Source organism: Shewanella sp. 5_MG-2023 (assembly GCF_030547465.1).
Taxonomy (GTDB): domain Bacteria; phylum Pseudomonadota; class Gammaproteobacteria; order Enterobacterales; family Shewanellaceae; genus Shewanella.
This window is the reverse complement of record NZ_JAUORC010000001.1, coordinates 1-16,880: the sequence shown is the minus strand read 5'-3', so window position 1 is coordinate 16,880 and position 16,880 is coordinate 1. Positions and strand designations below refer to the sequence as shown.

The 16,880-nt window shown below is 38.5% G+C and carries 16 protein-coding genes and 1 tRNA gene; 12 read left to right on the top strand and 5 right to left on the bottom strand.

What is annotated here, in order from left to right; all coding sequences use genetic code 11:
- Positions 1-8: 8 nt before the first annotated feature.
- The 4 genes from pyrD to Q4557_RS00070 all read left to right on the top strand — a co-directional run bounded on the left by pyrD (position 9) and on the right by Q4557_RS00070 (position 4,098).
- Positions 9-1,031, top strand: a complete 1,023-nt coding sequence (gene pyrD / locus Q4557_RS00085) for a quinone-dependent dihydroorotate dehydrogenase (RefSeq protein WP_303409862.1) — start codon at positions 9-11, stop codon at positions 1,029-1,031.
- A gap of 189 nt (positions 1,032-1,220) precedes the next feature.
- On the top strand, positions 1,221-1,754 hold the full coding sequence (locus Q4557_RS00080; RefSeq protein WP_076536309.1) for a cell division protein ZapC: 534 nt from the start codon (positions 1,221-1,223) through the stop codon (positions 1,752-1,754).
- Positions 1,755-2,286: 532 nt separating this feature from the next.
- On the top strand, positions 2,287-2,769 hold the full coding sequence (locus Q4557_RS00075; protein ID WP_303409859.1) for a GNAT family N-acetyltransferase: 483 nt from the start codon (positions 2,287-2,289) through the stop codon (positions 2,767-2,769).
- 264 nt (positions 2,770-3,033) lie between these two features.
- Positions 3,034-4,098, top strand: a complete 1,065-nt coding sequence (locus tag Q4557_RS00070) for a LacI family DNA-binding transcriptional regulator (protein ID WP_102477265.1) — start codon at positions 3,034-3,036, stop codon at positions 4,096-4,098.
- Between the two features lie 13 nt (positions 4,099-4,111).
- On the opposite strand, the gene Q4557_RS00065 is transcribed toward Q4557_RS00070, so the two are convergent.
- On the bottom strand, positions 4,112-5,047 hold the full coding sequence (locus Q4557_RS00065; RefSeq protein WP_303409855.1) for a LysR family transcriptional regulator: 936 nt from the start codon (positions 5,045-5,047) through the stop codon (positions 4,112-4,114).
- 201 nt (positions 5,048-5,248) lie between these two features.
- On the opposite strand from Q4557_RS00065, the gene Q4557_RS00060 reads away from it, so the two are divergent.
- Together Q4557_RS00060 and Q4557_RS00055 are read left to right on the top strand one after the other, a co-directional pair.
- Positions 5,249-5,401: a hypothetical protein gene (locus Q4557_RS00060; protein WP_157936127.1), complete on the top strand. Its 153-nt coding sequence runs from the start codon at positions 5,249-5,251 to the stop codon at positions 5,399-5,401.
- A gap of 370 nt (positions 5,402-5,771) precedes the next feature.
- The gene (locus tag Q4557_RS00055) at positions 5,772-6,869 is read left to right on the top strand and encodes a GGDEF domain-containing protein (RefSeq protein ID WP_303409851.1); all 1,098 of its coding nucleotides are present in this window, start codon (positions 5,772-5,774) and stop codon (positions 6,867-6,869) included.
- A 530-nt stretch (positions 6,870-7,399) separates the two neighbouring features.
- Here the strand turns inward: Q4557_RS00055 and Q4557_RS00050 are convergent.
- Positions 7,400-7,714, bottom strand: a complete 315-nt coding sequence (locus Q4557_RS00050; protein ID WP_102437802.1) for a hypothetical protein — start codon at positions 7,712-7,714, stop codon at positions 7,400-7,402.
- Between the two features lie 177 nt (positions 7,715-7,891).
- Here Q4557_RS00050 and Q4557_RS00045 point away from each other — a divergent pair, with 177 nt between their 5' ends.
- Both Q4557_RS00045 and Q4557_RS00040 read left to right on the top strand, forming a co-directional pair.
- On the top strand, positions 7,892-8,386 hold the full coding sequence (locus Q4557_RS00045) for a putative 4-hydroxy-4-methyl-2-oxoglutarate aldolase (RefSeq protein ID WP_102437800.1): 495 nt from the start codon (positions 7,892-7,894) through the stop codon (positions 8,384-8,386).
- A 59-nt stretch (positions 8,387-8,445) separates the two neighbouring features.
- Positions 8,446-10,260: an AsmA family protein gene (locus Q4557_RS00040; protein WP_303409848.1), complete on the top strand. Its 1,815-nt coding sequence runs from the start codon at positions 8,446-8,448 to the stop codon at positions 10,258-10,260.
- A gap of 245 nt (positions 10,261-10,505) precedes the next feature.
- On the opposite strand, the gene Q4557_RS00035 is transcribed toward Q4557_RS00040, so the two are convergent.
- Positions 10,506-12,029 (bottom strand): LysM peptidoglycan-binding domain-containing protein, encoded by a 1,524-nt coding sequence (locus Q4557_RS00035; protein ID WP_303409846.1) that lies wholly within the window; start codon positions 12,027-12,029, stop codon positions 10,506-10,508.
- A gap of 141 nt (positions 12,030-12,170) precedes the next feature.
- Positions 12,171-12,968: a hydroxyacylglutathione hydrolase gene (gloB, locus tag Q4557_RS00030; RefSeq protein WP_102437901.1), complete on the bottom strand. Its 798-nt coding sequence runs from the start codon at positions 12,966-12,968 to the stop codon at positions 12,171-12,173.
- A gap of 290 nt (positions 12,969-13,258) precedes the next feature.
- Here gloB and Q4557_RS00025 point away from each other — a divergent pair, with 290 nt between their 5' ends.
- Entirely contained in the window at positions 13,259-13,993 is a 735-nt protein-coding gene (locus Q4557_RS00025; RefSeq protein WP_102520033.1) for a class I SAM-dependent methyltransferase, read from the top strand.
- Between the two features lie 49 nt (positions 13,994-14,042).
- On the opposite strand, the gene rnhA is transcribed toward Q4557_RS00025, so the two are convergent.
- Positions 14,043-14,525, bottom strand: a complete 483-nt coding sequence (gene rnhA, locus Q4557_RS00020; protein ID WP_102437793.1) for a ribonuclease HI — start codon at positions 14,523-14,525, stop codon at positions 14,043-14,045.
- Between the two features lie 76 nt (positions 14,526-14,601).
- Here rnhA and dnaQ point away from each other — a divergent pair, with 76 nt between their 5' ends.
- The 3 genes from dnaQ (at position 14,602) to Q4557_RS00005 (ending at position 16,880) form a co-directional block, all read left to right on the top strand.
- Positions 14,602-15,336 carry a DNA polymerase III subunit epsilon gene (gene dnaQ, locus Q4557_RS00015; protein WP_102477270.1) on the top strand — a complete coding sequence of 245 codons (735 nt, stop codon included), beginning with the start codon at positions 14,602-14,604 and terminating at the stop codon, positions 15,334-15,336.
- 11 nt (positions 15,337-15,347) lie between these two features.
- Positions 15,348-16,640 (top strand): TIGR03503 family protein, encoded by a 1,293-nt coding sequence (locus tag Q4557_RS00010; protein WP_102520034.1) that lies wholly within the window; start codon positions 15,348-15,350, stop codon positions 16,638-16,640.
- 163 nt (positions 16,641-16,803) lie between these two features.
- A tRNA-Asp gene (locus tag Q4557_RS00005) sits at positions 16,804-16,880 on the top strand.

Sequence of the window (16,880 nt, the reverse complement as noted above, 5' to 3'; positions counted from 1 at the left end):
GAGAAAGCATGTTTTTTTATAAAGTTGCACAAAAAGTAATGTTTCAGATGGATCCAGAGATCGCGCATAATATCGCTATCGGAAGTTTAAAAAATACTGGAAACAACCCTTTAAACCTATTTTACAGTCAAAAAGTTGCCTCAGCGCCTGTGACTTGTATGGGCATTAATTTTAAAAATCCAGTTGGCTTGGCGGCTGGATTGGATAAAGATGGCGAATCAATTGATGCATTTCATGCGATGGGATTTGGTCATATTGAAGTCGGTACGGTAACGCCTCGTCCACAACCGGGTAATGAACAACCGCGTTTATTTCGCTTAAAACCTGCAAAAGCAATCATTAATAGAATGGGTTTTAACAATAAAGGTGTAGATAATTTAGTCAGAAATTTAATGGCGAAGAAATCCGATATTATTGTTGGTGTAAATATTGGTAAAAATAAAGATACGCCAGTAGATGAAGGTAAGAATGATTATTTAATCTGCATGGAAAAAGTCTACCAATATTCGGATTATATTGCGGTAAATATCTCATCACCTAATACTCCAGGTCTACGTACGCTGCAATATGGTGAGTTATTAGACGATTTACTATCTTCATTAAAAGAAAAACAAACAGAACTCGCTAAAAAGTACAATAAGTATGTACCAATAGCACTAAAAATTGCCCCGGATTTAACCTCTGAAGAAATTGAAAAGATTGCTGAATCGCTATTAAAAAGTAAATTTGATGGCGCGATTGCGACAAATACCACTTTAACCCGTGATGCGGTTGTTGGCTTAGACAATGCTAACGAAGCGGGTGGCTTAAGTGGTAAGCCGTTGACGGATCTTTCTACTCAAGTGATCAAACAATTAGCGGGATATTTGAACGGTGATATCCCGATTATTGGCGTCGGTGGAATAAATAGTGCCGAAGATGCCTTAGCTAAATTTGATGTAGGTTCAGAATTGGTACAGATATACACTGGCTTTATTTATCAAGGTCCGGGTTTAATAAACGATATTGTTAATGCTTATAAAGCTAAATAATATAAGTTGATCTAAAAATTAGTCTTTTGATCCAATAAATCAGATCTAATCAAGTTATAGCGATCGCAATCACGATCTTTCGATCGTTATAACTTGATGATAAATATATCAAAGTTTTTAAATAATATTTTGATATTGTCTGAAATATAAACTATTATCAGATTGTATTGTTAAAGTAGGTATTTAAAAATGTTATTAATGCCAAATAAGGACTGGCAGTGGGAATATAATGAAACTTTTAAGCAATTAAGTATTTCATTAGGTTCCGAAATGGAGTTCTTAACCCCATATAAAACCAAATCTCTTATCCCTGATGCATTAATGACGTCAGAATTTAGTGTGGATCATGCTAAATTCTATATAAACCTACTTGAAAGTCTGCCTAAAGCGTTAAAAATGTCCGATGCTGCAGTCGTACAAACAGCGCTGAATGCCACCGCAGCGCATTTTATGATCAAACCACAAATGCCAAAATCTTGGTTTTTTGAAATCAGTCAAGAATGTGTTTATTGCGAAGTAGGTAAGTTATTTTCGTTAAATGCCAATGGAACCTCTGTTTTAGTTCTAGTGGTTGAAAACAGCTTGCAGGCAGCGTTAGTGATGGTGTTATCAAGTGAGTGCCCTTTAACAGAATCTAAAGTATTACAGCAATTTGATACCATTAAAGTTATGCACAATCGCTTAAATCCCCTAAAGAAATCTAGGCATGTCGTTGCTGCCTAAGCAATATTTGTTAGTTCGTGTTTAATTTACTTGTCTCATGTTGTGTATTTCTTTCTAATCAAGAAATAGATTAATCAGAAAGTCCATGTCAGTTATCCTGCTTATAGAACACCCACCTATATTATTATGTAATAACACGATTGACTGTGGCGATACATGCTCAGCTTCAGCGGTTTATCTAATAGACTGACAAACAATCTCTCTCATGCTTATTGCACTTCGCATGTTGCATTACCTATATCAGCCTGATGAAAAAATGGCACAGTTCGACGATAAACGATAAACGATAAACGATAAACGATAAACGATAAACAATAGGCTTCAATCATGAAATAGAAGGCCGTTGCTGCGGCCATATTTGAGGGGAAACTCTGTTAACCTACCATAACATTAGAAAATTCACATATATTTCAGAAGCATATAGAGGCAATTAGAGCAAAGATTTACGCCTGAACAAATGTAATGTCTTTTATTGCGGATTTATTTGATAATCTAGTTTAAATACCGGCCTGTTAAGTAACATAAAAAGTTTATGAAAATTGTAATTGAACCAATAATTTCACAGCAAGATCAACAAGTGGCAGCCATCATTGAATCGGTTGGCAAAGAGTTTGGTGCAATTGGCGAAGGCTTTGGCCCATCAGATGCTGAAGTGGCACATATGAGCCAATATTATCATGCAAAAGACCGCAGCATTTATTTGGTTGCTTGTGTTGATAATCAAGTGGTAGGCGGTGCTGGCATTGCTAAGTTTAATGGTGATGACAAGGTTTGTGAGTTAAGAAAACTGTTTTTACTTCCTGAAACTCGAGGCCTTGGTTTGGGTAAGCGTCTTACAGAGCAATGTCTTACATTTGCAAAAGCAAACGGTTTTGAACAATGTTATCTCGATACGTTAAATTCAATGACAGCGGCAATTACACTCTATGAAAAGATGGGCTTTCAACATTTAGATAAGCCCCTTGTTGGTACCATTCACGGTGGCTGTGATGTTTGGATGCTAAAAAGCTTATAGTAATAATTTATAGACATTATTATCAAATGTAGGTTATCGATAACACGATAAATTTATTGTGTGAGTAATAACCAGCTTTAGTCGCTAATAACGATGGTTCGATGATCCTTATTGACTGTTTTAATGTGATAATTATAGATTTTGCCACAATACGCATGAATAAGAATAAGTGATTATAGTATCAGTAATTTATCTGTTATTCTGAGGGTATTATTGTTACTACGAACTTTGTAACATTTATCTTATTTTTAAATGAGTTTCCTAATGAGTCCAATTAATAAGAGTAAATCAAGCACTAAAATCACTATTCAAGATGTTGCTTTAATGGCTGGTGTGTCGAAAATGACCGTTTCTAGGGTGTTAAACAAGGACGAAAAAGTCAGTGACAAAACACGAGCGAAAGTCCAGCAAGCGGCAGATCAACTAAACTATCGCCCCAATATTTCAGCTAGGCGTTTAGCGAGTTCTAAATCTTATTTAATTGGCTTACTTTACGAAAACCCAAGTGAAGGTGGTTATGTTAGTCAGTTCATGATGTCGGCTTTAAAAAGTTGCCGCCAGCAAGGTTATCATTTAGTGGTAGATGAGTGTGAAGGCACCCAAGAAGAAAAGTTAAAAATCACACGTGATTTAGTTGAAGAAACACGAGTTGATGGCGTTATTCTATTACCGCCTTTTTGTAACAATATTGAGATTCTCAAAGAGCTTACTGTATTAAATATTCCTTTTGTACGAGTATCACCAGATGTGGAGTTAACCTTATCTGCTTTTGTTTGTATGGACGATTATCAAGCGGCTTATGATATGACCAATTTGTTAGTCAATAAAGGCCATAAAGACATTGGCTTTATTATAGGGCACCCAGACGTTGGTGCCAGTCGTCTTCGTTATCAAGGATTTTTAGATGCAATGCGATCTAAACAGTTAAACATTCCGCCAGAGTTTATTGAGCAAGGTATGTTCAGCTATAAGTCTGCATTAGGAGCTGCTAAGGCTCTATTAGATAGAGAAAATAGACCAAGCGCGATATTTGCTAGTAATGATGATATGGCAGCAGCAGTTGTTTCGGTTGCCAATTCCTTAGGCTTAAATGTACCCAAAGACTTAAGCGTTGCCGGTTATGATGATACCCCGCTTGCTACTACGATTTGGCCACATATCACCACAGTGAAACAACCTATCAATGCGATGGCTGAAACAGCTATCACATTACTGACTTCTGGCCAAATGAATCAAGTGACTTCAGATAGCCTATCAAATTTACGCCATGTTTTAGACTTTGAATTAAAAGAGCGAGATTCAACAACTCAGTTTAATGAATTAGCTTAATAGTGATTGTATGTTATTTAATATCTTGTTTGTTTAACACGCCATGCTCAACCAGTTGAGACAATAGCTGCTGGGTTTTCTCTCTAAAAAAATCACGTAATAAGCGCACTGTTGGGGTAATAGACTGACGGCTGGGGCACACAAGCCACAATTCAGTCGCAGTTGGCTTATATTCCGGCATGACGTTTACCACACGACCAGTTAGCAAATCATCCGCCATATCAAGACATGACTTAATCGCAAACCCGTGTCCCGACACACACCAACGCCGCACCAAATCTCCGTCATTAGATGCACGATTACCTTTAAGCTTTACTTTATGGCTTTGGTCTTGATGACTAAAGCGCCACTCGTTCTGAACAATATCCTGTAACTGGTAAAACAGCCCATTGTGACTTTTGAGTTCATATGGCGTTGTTGGGACGCCATTTTTGTCTAAATAGCTTTGTGTGGCGCATAGCACTCGCGGAATACTGCAAATTCGAAAACCATACATACTGGCATCGCTTGGCTCACCATAGCGCAGCGCCATATCAACAGAGTCACGATAAAAATCAATATTACTGTCAGTGATATTACTGCGTAAAGCCACGTCGGGATATAGCAGCAAAAAATCATCCAACCACGGGGTGACCACATTACGGCCTAGATCAGATGATAGCGCAATTCTTATTTCACCTTTTAGTACATCTAAATCTTCCTGAGCATTTTGCTGGGCATTGTCTAACAGTTGCACAGCCAGTTCGCATTGAGGTAAATAGCGCTCACCAGCAGGGGAAAGCCTAAGTTGGCGCGTAGTGCGTACAAATAGCTCAACGCCTAATGCTGCTTCAACACGCTTGACCGCAACACTAGCGGTTGCCATACGCATATCAAGGCTGTTTGCAGCCGCAGTAATACTTCGAAATTCAGCTACTTTGAGAATGATGTGCAGGTCTTGTATAAGCATATTGTCAATCCAAATTTGAGAATACGATAATCAATGTAGCGTTTTTAGCGGAGTTAACAACAGGTATTATTTACTTATTCGATAAAATAGCACGCACAGGTGATAACAATGCAATAAGTTTATTTTCAACAAGGTCTAATATGTCCGCCATCTGAGTCTGGCAGTCTTCTTATTAGAATCACTCAAGACTGTCGTGAGTTAATGCAGCTTTTACGCCTTATTAAAGACGTTGAGTTTGCTATTCGACCAGTTGAGGGTATTAAACGCGATATTTGGGCAGCAAAAGCTTTTTATGAAAACCGTCAACAAGTTAACTTTGCCACGTTTAGCGACTTTAAATTAAGCGAGTACTAACCCAGTAAAAACCACCTAAAAAGGCGTTTTTGTAACTGGGGTACAGTTACTTTGCCTTCGAGAGTAAATTAAAGGGGTATTCTGACATAAGGTAGGCATTTTCTCTTGCTGATGAATTGTTCAATCAAGGTCTCAATCGTGCTCTAAATAACGCCTAGCACATGTTTATTTAATGATTTCCAATGGTCTGCTAGACAATTCAGGCGATGCTTCCTATATTTACTATAATGCTCTAATTAACTGTATTTGTGTGTTTTTAAGAACGTTAAAATAAGTATGCAGCCTCATAAAATATTCGTTTATCTCAAGCTATTAAAATCGATTAATGAGTTGTTTACTAGGGGCAAATTGTGCTGAATATAGGATATGTATGTCTAACGTTCCTGCAAAACTTTTACAAAATGTAGCCGAGCAAACACCTAAAGCCATGGTTGCGATGTTGATTGTCTCTATTACTTACGCCTTAGTATTTAACATCTTCATTCCGTTTAATATTTTGATGACTTGGTTTTGTTTACAAATTCTCTTAGCAATATGCCGAGTTTATAATGCAAAAATGTTTGAAAAGCATTTAGAAAAAGAAGATGGAAAAAGACTCGCTAATGATGAAGTAATTTTTATCGCGCTTAATGTATTTCAAGCCTTTATGTGGACGGCATCATCGGTGATGTTAATAATTTATGCTCGTCAACCGTTTGAGTTTGTCGGTTTTATTCTAATTATCGGAATTGTCACAGCCGCAACATTATCGATGTCGTCTTTCTTTAAAGCCTATTTGGTGTTTTTCATTTTAATGATAACGCCGCAGATTGCTATTATGCTTTATTTTGGTGAATACCAACATTTTGCTTTATTGGCGTTTATTGTTAGCTATATTCCTGCAACCATTTTATTGTCAAAATCAATGTTAGATAGTCGTATATCTAGCATAAAAGCCCACGAGGATGTAGAAAAGAGCGCCGAAGAATTTCGTAGATTATCAATCATGGATAATCTAACTAACATATATAATCGACGCTATTTTTTTGAAATGGCCAAAAAGATAATGGCGATTGCTTCAAGACAACAAACTAGCGTTTCACTGTTAATGATTGATATCGATCACTTTAAAAAAGTGAACGATAATTATGGCCATCAAGCAGGTGATTTTGTATTAATACATCTCGCCAGAGTCGTAGAAGCTAGTATGCGAGAAAGCGACATTTTCGCACGAATTGGTGGTGAGGAATTCGCTATTTTACTCAACAATACATCAATGAATGATGCCAAGCGTATTGCTGAGAAAATACGAATTATCATTGAGAGTAAAGATTTCCTTTATAATACCATTTTGATTGATACAAGCGTCAGTATCGGTGTCGCTGAAATGACTCAAGAAATCACTACAATTGAGGCATTATATAAACAAGCAGATACCCATCTTTATTTAGCAAAAGGTCACGGCAGAAATAGAGTGTATCCAGTTTAGCTAAAACGGTTTTAATACATTTGAAATTCAAAATTAAAGGGGCTTTTCTCAATTCAAATTGCTATTTTTCAACCCATTGTGGCACCGTGATAGGCAGACCAAGTGGACGATATCCCAAATGACATTAAAGGATTTATTGGCGATATTTATCAAGCATCATTCAAATAGTAGCAACCACAGAGGGGAAAGGGCAGTTCTTGCTAAGCCAAGTACCAACTTAACCCGCAGTGAAGAGGTTTTGTTTGAAAAGTAAAAATCAAAATGAACATATACCTTCGAATAGCGATAAGGTTTTTGTAGGTTTGGTTATGCAAGCTAGTTTTGGGTAGATTTAAAATATAAATTATTTACATAGCCGGATTATAAACAATTTAGGCTTACCCCCAAGTAAACCTAAAAAGATATAAAGTAATGCGATTATAAGATTGGACAATTAAATCAGCCAATAAAAATAGTTAGAGTATCAATTTGTGTTGAACTTGAGTCTTTTAGTATGAAGATTTTACTATTTAATTTGGGTTCTAGACTATTTATTTTTGTTTGATTGAAATCATGATTTCAAGTACTTCTTGGTAAGAAATACGATATTCTCTAGACAGTTGTATGACTTTAGATTTGTAGGTTTGAACTTGCTCTTGCTTCTTTAAGGCTGATTTTTTTTGCTCAACCATTTCTGAAACGACTTCATTTAAAATGTTTAATCGACGTAAACTGTAATCAAGAGAGTCAAGATAAGTTTTCATTTGCAATTTGTTGCGGGCACTTTCAAGACTTTTAGTTGTTCTATTTTCGAAATCTAATTCATCAAAGGCGTTAATTACATTTTGTAAATTAATATCAGTCATATGGATAACTACTTAGGATTATGAGTAAATGAATGCTATTTAGCATGGGTACTCTCTATCTTCCATGAATAGTAACAGAGCATTATTGATAGTTTATTCAGATTAATGATTTGTTTCAATAGAGCATGACGTTTATATTAAACATTAATTTATTTACTTTAGTACAGGATGTGCAAAATGCTAGATTTATTACCTGATTTATTTGACCACTATGGTTCTGAATTAACCTTGATACCCGCCAATTGGCAAAGTTACGGCGCCAAACGGATATTTTATGGTGAAGTGGTTACGGTTAAGTGTTTTGAAGATAACTCTAAAGTGAAGTCAACGTTAGCAACCGCTGGTAAAGGTAAAGTGTTAGTGGTCGATGGCGGCGGCGTGTGTCGGCGTGCTTTGCTAGGTGACATGATTGCGGAGTCGGCGGCCAATAATGAATGGGAAGGTATCATCATTTTTGGTGCGGTAAGAGATGTGGGCACATTGTCGACCATTGGTATTGGTGTGCAGGCGCTAAGTGCTAATCCCATTAAAACAGAAAAAAAAGATGTTGGCCTTGTGAATATAAATATCGAGATTGCCGGTGTCTCAGTAAAACCTGCCATGATGATCTATGCCGATGAAAATGGCATAGCCGTTACTGAAAAACCTTTAGATTTAGCAGTATTAAGCTAAACTTAGATGAATTAATTTATTTTTACATTAAAAATCAATTTGCTTACAAGGATGCAAACATGAAGGCACTTAAATGGCTATTAGCTATAGTCGCTAGCGTAATCTTATTGCTGGTTATTTATTTAACGGTATTTTTTGATCCAAATAGTTTTAAACCACAAATTGTGGATGCCGTTAAAAAGCAAACTGGCCGTGATTTTGTCATTAGCCAAGACTTAAGTTGGAGCTTTTTCCCGACACTTGGGATTAACCTCGGTGGCATTTCACTATCCAACCCTGAGAACTTTTCTCCAAGTACATTAGTTGAAGTAAACCAAGCGGTCGCCAGTGTGGCATTAATGCCGCTTTTAAGCCAACAAGTGGAAATTGCACAATTATCCCTTGATGGTTTGACTATGAATATCGTCACTAAAAAAGACGGTTCAACCAGCTTTGATGGTTTGGGCGGTGCTGCATCACCTGAAACCACAACCGCGTCAGAACCAGCATCATCAGCTAATACACTCGAATTGCAAAGTTTACAAATCGGCGGCGTGTCTATTACCAATACCACCATCAACGTAATTGATGAAGCGGCAGAAACCAAACAAATATTTAGTTTAAATAGTTTAAACCTTGGTGAGTTTTCATTAGGAAACGCTGCAGACTTTGCTTATGAATTTACTGCACAAATGCCTGATATGATGCTGGCAAGTTCTGGTAATGGTCAATTGACCATTAGTGAAGATTTGACTCAGGTTATTATGGCTGATTTAACCATTAATACTGATGTGACCGGTGAGGCTATCCCTAATAAAAGTGTTAGCAGCCAGCTGATTACTGATATTAATGTGGCTTTAGATGCTAAAAAATTAGATGTTGCTATAAAACAATTGTCAGCGATGGACATAAGCGCCACTGGCGATGTTTCACTCAATTACGGCGCCACAATCCCTAAAATTAACCTGCAATTAGATGTCGGTGATATCGATGTTGATAAATTACTGCCGCCATCAGAGACCGAAGCTAAAGCAGAAGACACTGAACAAGTTGCAGCGAGCAAGCCAGCTGTAGAGCCTGATTTGTCCGCATTAAAAACCATTGATTTAACCTTAGGCATGTCGGTTAAATCAATCAAGGTCGCAAATCTACTCACTCAAAACTGGGTAATGAAAGCCAAGGTCAAAGATGGCGTCGCCGATTTAACTCAGTTTTCTGCGAATTTATATGAAGGTAGCATTAAAGCGACAGCCCAGCTTGATGGTCGTCAGAAAGTAGCTAGTTATCGCTTTGATGAAACATTAACGGGGGTGCAATTTAGACCGCTGTTAAAAGATGCGGCGGATATTGATTTAATTTCAGGAGCGGCAAATTTTAAAATTTCTGGTTCTGGTAAAAGTTTAATTCCAGATAACTTAAAGAAAAACCTGCTGGCACAGGGTAATTTCGAAATTGCCGATGGCTCGTTATACGGAGTGAATATCCCGCAAATGATCCGTAGTGCTCAAGATAAGTTAAAAGGGGATTTATCTGCAAAAAATACTGAAGAACTTAAAACTGATTTTACTAGTTTAACCGGTAGTTTTAGTTTGAAAAATGCTGTTGCGACTAACCCAGACTTAGCTATGGCGTCGCCACTCATTCGCCTTAGCGGTAATGGCAGTGCTAATATTGATAATGAAACTGTGGACTATAAGCTAACGACGTCAGTGGTGGGCTCATTAGCGGGTCAGGGTGGTGAAGATGCCTTAGCTGGCGTGGACATTCCGCTTACCATAACCGGCAGCATGAAAGATCCTAAATTTGGTATCGATACCAGTGCTTTATTAGATTCTAAACTTAAAGATGAAACCGATAAACTCAAAGGTAAGTTATTTAAGAAATTAGGTTTTTAATGATGTGATTAAGCCCACTTGGGCTTAGTCAGCGGCTATTTTTATCATAAGTAAAAATATCCAAGGGATCATGTTAACCAAGACTTTGGATCTTGTACTTCTTTAAACTTGGTATAGATGAGTTGATTACATCAAGTTTAAAAATCGCTATATAATAAAAAACGGCAAGGATCACCTTGCCGTTTTTTGTTTTAAGTCGCGAAATACTTACTGCGAAATTGCTAAGAAGTTAGCTTATAGACTCACTACGCATTGACCTTGGTGACATCCACAATCAATCTTAACATCTGTCCTGGCTGAATATACTTACTGTTTTGAAGTCTATTCCACTCGATCAAATCATTGACTGAAACGTTGAATTTACTGGCAATTCTAGCCAATGAATCCCCAGAGCGAACTTTGTAATTAACGGTTCTTTCTGCATTGTTTTTGCTACTTGATACTGCGCCAATCTTTAATTGTTTACCAATGCTTAAAGTGCCGTTTTTAGGCAGACGATTCCAGCGAATTAAATCATCAACACTGACATCATTTTTTCTGGCAATGACCCATAATGAATCGCCTGATTTAACCGTGTAAGTTTTAGTCTTAACTGAGCTTGGTTTTGCTTGTGCTAATAACTGTTCAGTTGTGAGGTTTGCGCCTTCAGCAGGAACTGGAATAATAAGGTACTTTCCGGCTCTAATATTATTATTTTTCAGGCCATTACTTGAACGAATAAAAGAAGCCGAAGTATCAAAACGCTTGGCAATATGGCTTACGGTATCGCCAGATTTAATTTGGTATCTATGCCAGTTCAATTTTGATTTAGGATCAAGGTTTGCAAGTTTTTGTTCAAACTGCGCCGCTTTATCAAATGGCACCACCAATGTATTAGGGCCATCAGGTGATGTTGCCCAGCGATCTAAACCTGGGTTTAATGCTTTTAATTCTTTAACTGGCATATTGGCTAAATCTGCCGCAAGTTTAAGGTCAATCTGGCTTTGGGTATCAACCACAGCAATATGCGGTTCATTACTGATTGGAGATAGTTTGATGCCATATTTGTCAGCATTTTTAACCACATCTGATAATGCAATCAGTTGCGGTACGTAGCGTTGAGTTTCTCTGGGTAATGATAGCGCCCAAAATTCAGTGCTTTTACCTGCGGCTTTATTACGGCGAACAGCATTATTTACTCGGCCTTCACCCGTATTATAGGCCGCAATGGCATATAACCAGTTTTGTCCGGTCCTATCGTATAAGTACTCTAAGAAGTCCAGTGCTGCAGTGGTGGATGCGGGAATATCACGTCTGCCGTCATACCACCAGTCACTTTTAACACCAAAGTAATTAGAAATAGGCGTAGTTAATTGCCATAAACCTGAAGCGGCACTCGCAGAGTAAGCTGAAGGGTCAAACGAGCTTTCAACAATAGGTAATAATGCTAGTTCAATCGGCAGATTACGTTTTTCTAATTCTTCGACAATATAATGTAAATACGGCTCTGCACGTTGAGAGACAATTTCTAAATGTCTTGGGTTCGCTAAATACCAGTCTCGATATTTATTCACCAGTTTTACATCATCAATTGGCATGGTAAGTTGCAAACGGATCCGTTGCCAAACATCGGTGATTTCAACCGGTGCTGCAACTTCGTCTACAACTTTTTCAGGCTTAATTGGCTGAGGAACGACAATCGGTGAAGGCTCGACTTTTGTTGGAGTGGCAGTTTGGCATGCGGTTAGAAATGCCAAGCTTCCAACAAAAAGGTATAAAGGTTTATGCATCTAAAAAAAATCCTAAATCTTGCAAAGCTGGCAGATCAAAGGCGTCTACCAAATGTGTTTGGTCAAAATTGAGGCGGCATTGTAGTGTAAAATGGCTTTAATGTCTTTGCTAACTTAGCAAGTGTCGCCGCGCTCAATAGCTTAAAAGTTATTTTTCCACTCTCTGAGTAAAGTAAACGTCTGTAGTGCTGTTGGTTTTTCAACTTGAAACTTAGCAGCGATGACTTGTTTTATTTCTTTACTGTTACTTCTTAAAAATGGATTTATGGCTAATTCTGTTGCGATTGTAGTTGGAATTGTAGCCATATTGTTATTACGAGATAAAGTAACTGACTGACTGTATTGCTGCAACGCTTTATTGTTAGGTTCTGCTTGTAACGCAAATTTAAGATTAGCCGCGGTATATTCATGGGCGCAGTAAACTTGGGTGTGAGGTGGCAAGTCAGCGAGTTTTGCTAACGAGTTTGCCATTTGTTCGGCTGTGCCTTCAAACAATCTTCCACAACCGCCGCTAAATAGGGTGTCTCCGCAAAATAACGCTTCACAGTTTACACTATCTGGCTGTTGATAAAAGTAAGCTATATGACCTAACGTATGGCCCGGCACACTAATGACTTTAAGCTTTGTATCAAGCTCCTTGAGTTTGAGTAATGGCTCGCCTTTTATTGGATGCGTAATACCGCTAATATTTTCACTTTCAGGTCCATAAACCTCGAGCTTATTATTAAAAGCCTGTTGTAATTGCGCAATGCCACCAGTGTGATCTGCATGATGGTGAGTGATTAATATCCCCGCCAGCTCTAATGGGGAGCCCTTGAGGTAATCGAGCACACTTTGGCCACAGCCAGGGTCAACAACATAGGCTTGATTGCTATTTTTTTGATGTATAAGCCAAATGTAGTTGTCATTAAACGCTGAAATACCGATGACTGAAAGCATGATTAAATCCATAAGTGAAATCTTACCGCTAGGTTAACGGATTATATGTAAAAGGCCAATAGAGTGAATATGCTTGGGCTGAACTAGGCTTGTATACTGTTACATTTAAAGTAAACAACTGGTTGAAGTGACTAAATAAGGTTATGTAAACGCGCTAATTAACAATAAATTTAACACTTTATTCGTCCCTTTTTTAAATGATATCAACTATGGGTAAAATGCTAACGACAAAGAGCCATAAGTCGTTATACTCAACCTAGGGCTTTTGAAATTAAGGGAGTATCAGGTTAATGTCGATAAATCAAAAACCACAATTATGGCAAGAGTTACCCTGTGGTGATGAGATTCAATTGGCCCTAGAACAAAAGTTAACTGATTGGTGGCCGAGGATTTTTGGTTACCATTTATTAAAGCTAGGTGCGCTTAGCGCTCAAGTGTCTAGTTTACATTGCAATATTGCGCGGCATTTTTCTATTCATGATGCCCAAGGCGCATCAATTCAAGCCGATCCCCATCATTTGCCCCTGCAAACAAGCACCATGGATGCCGTGCTGATGAGTTTTTTAATGGAATTTGAACATGACCCATATCGTTTATTACGGGAAGTTGACCGAGTAATGATTTCCGGCGGCTATATTTTTGTTTGTGGTTTTAACCCTGTCAGTACCACCTTTATGGGTAAGCTTCTACCTAAATATCAAACTCAATTACCTTGGTGTGGTCAGTTTTTTATGCCAGCGAGGGTAAAAGATTGGTTAGGTTTATTAGGTTATCAAATCCTGCAGGATGAACGTTTTATTTATCACCCTTTGCTTGGACAAATGAACCAAGGCCGCTGGTGGCAAAATAGATTAGAAAAGTGGTTACCAGGCGTTGGCAGTGTGTATTTGATTGTGGCCAGAAAAATGGAGTCGCCATTAACGCCCATCAGGGAAAAGCGAAAAGCGCGTACTCGTCAATGGGCGACAGCGCCGACAGCAGGCAGAGCTGGGCACAGTAAACATACTAAATTGCTCTCAAAATAAGCTAAAGCGTATAGCCAATAATATATTGGCTATACAACAGATTTGGGTTTTAGGCTTTGGCTTCAGGCAGATAATTAACATCAGCTTGCTGAGGTTTAGCTTCGGCGGCTTGCCTGGCTAAATCATCACAGCGTTCATTTTCAATATGCCCAGCATGTCCCTTAACCCAGCGCCAATCAATTTGATGCAGTTGACTGGCTTTATCTAACCTTTTCCATAAATCGACATTTTTAACTGGGGTTTTAGTTGAAGTTATCCAACCTTTTTTCTTCCAGCCATGGATCCATTGGGTGATCCCTTGACGCATATATTGACTATCACTGGTTAAGATGATTTTACACGGTTCATATAGCGCTTCTAACGCCACAATAGGCGCTAATAATTCCATCCGATTATTGGTCGTCAGCTTAAATCCATCAGACATTTCTTTGGTATGCTGCTTATATTTCATTACAATACCGTATCCGCCGGGACCAGGGTTACCCAGACATGAGCCATCAGTAAAGATATTGATAAGTTTTAGTTCTGACATCAAATTGTTACCATATACACAGCAATAAACATTTCGGCAATTATACCTAAATTATTATCAATTAATTGAGTTACCTATGAATATTATTTCAGGCGCCAGTCGCCAAATCATTTTAGATACTGAAACAACCGGTATGAATCAGGCAGGTGGCCCCGTTTATATTGGCCATAGAATTATCGAAATTGGTTGTGTTGAAGTGATTGACCGTAAACTAACCGGTCGTACTTATCATCAATATATCAATCCAGGTCAGTTAATTGATCCAGAAGCCATTGAAGTACATGGTATTACTGATGAACGAGTTGCTAAAGAACCGCGGTTTCATCAAATCGCACAAGAGTTTATCGACTTTATCGCCGGTGCTGAAATTGTCGCACATAACGCACCGTTTGATATCAGCTTTATGGATCATGAATTTAGTCAGCTTAGGCCCCAAGGCCCCAAGTCAGCAGATATCTGTGACATACTCGATTCGCTAGACATTGCAAAATACCTGCATCCTGGTCAAAAAAATAATCTAGATGCACTCAGTAAACGTTACGGTATCGATACCTCTAGGCGTACCTATCACGGCGCACTATTGGATGCTGAAATCCTTGCTGATGTTTACTTAGTGATGACCGGTGGACAAATTGGCTTTAATTTATCAAATGAAAAAGTGGGTCAAGAAGGTGGTGGCATACAATTAATTGATCAAAATGAGTTTAATCTTAAAGTGATCCAAGCAACGGCCGATGAATTAATATCACACGATGAAAGACTTGATTTAGTCAAAAAATCAGGCAAATGCCTCTGGAGAGGTGAAGCATAAAAGTGAGCTTAATGAAATCATACTGTCTGGCGGTTATTTTTATCTTAGTTGCTACCGTTACGCCACAATTGGCAACAGCGGTGCCTTATACCCAAGCAAGTGAGTTACAGAATAGATTTCGTATTGATCATATGGTCGATGAAGTGACCTTATTGGTGCAAAGAACTTATGGCTCCGCTCCAGTGATAATCGTGTTGCCTGACGGTTCCAAATGGTATTCCGAAAGGCACCCTGATAATGTCAATTGGGCCGATGGCTTAACTGGCGATATGATTAAAATCAACAATCCGATGCCCGGTCCTTGGCAATTAATCGGCAGTTTAGCGCCTAATTCCACTATCCAAAAAGTATCGCAACTTGAAATTGACGTTGAGCATATCCCCCAGCCTCTATTTCAAGGTGAACGTTTAAAAGTCACTGCTAAGTTACTTGGTGACGGCTTAACGGTTCGTCTGCCAGGGCTTGATTACATGTTCGAATGGACGGTTAAATTTACCAGCCATCATAAAAATACCGAAGCCAACTTTACTACCGGCACTGTTACAGTCGGTTCTTACAGAGATAATGGTGAAGGTTTGGATGAGATACCCGATGATGGGGTGTTTACGGGCAAACATAATCTAAATCAACCTTGGGGAAGCTACACCTTAAGTGTTGTCGCGCGAAATAATGTATTTGAGCGTGAAATTAGCTACCCAATCTATTTATCAGAAACTCCCATTCAAGTTGAAGTAATTGAACCCGCGGATAAATTAACCGGTGTTTGGCAGATTCAAATAAATGTTGATGACGAAATACTCAAACTTGAGCAAACCCATATTCAATTCGATATCGTTGGCCCTGCAGGGCTTAAGTTACCGATTGTTGTTAATGAGCTCACTGAAACACCAGCTTTAGTCGCGATACCGCAAGTGACCGATTTTGGCAGTTATAGAATCAAAGGCAGTGTTGCCTCAACCAGTATTGCAGGGCGTGAGTTAATACTGGATTTACCGGAATTGTTTTTTAATTTAATTGAACCGCCTCAACCTCCACCCAGCGCTGAAGAGTTAGCTGCAAGAGCTGCGCAGCTAGCAGCGCAAGAAGAGCAAGCTGCAAAAGATAAGGCTATCGTGTGGATTGCATCGATTAATGGCCTACTGTTAATCATAGGAGGGGTAGGGTTAATTTTTTGGCGTAAGAAACTTGCGTTAAATAAAGCACTGGCAACAACCAAATTAAGACTTGAACAAGAAGCTGCGAAAAAAGGTGATATCACTGCTGCTATTGATGATTTTGATTTAACCATGCCAGATGAAAAATAATTGTTTGCTGCTAATTATATTAGCTTAGATTAAATTGATCTCTTTTTAGTCAAAAAGTTTATAACTTAATCGCTGCTGTATGTTTTTTAGCTAAACGGATAAAAACTTAAAAAAAACTGTTGACGGTTTTTGACGACGACCTTATTATTCGTGCAACTTAAGTGGAGCGGTAGTTCAGTTGGTTAGAATACCGGCCTGTCACGCCGGGGGTCGCGGGTTCGAGTCCCGTCCGCTCCGCCA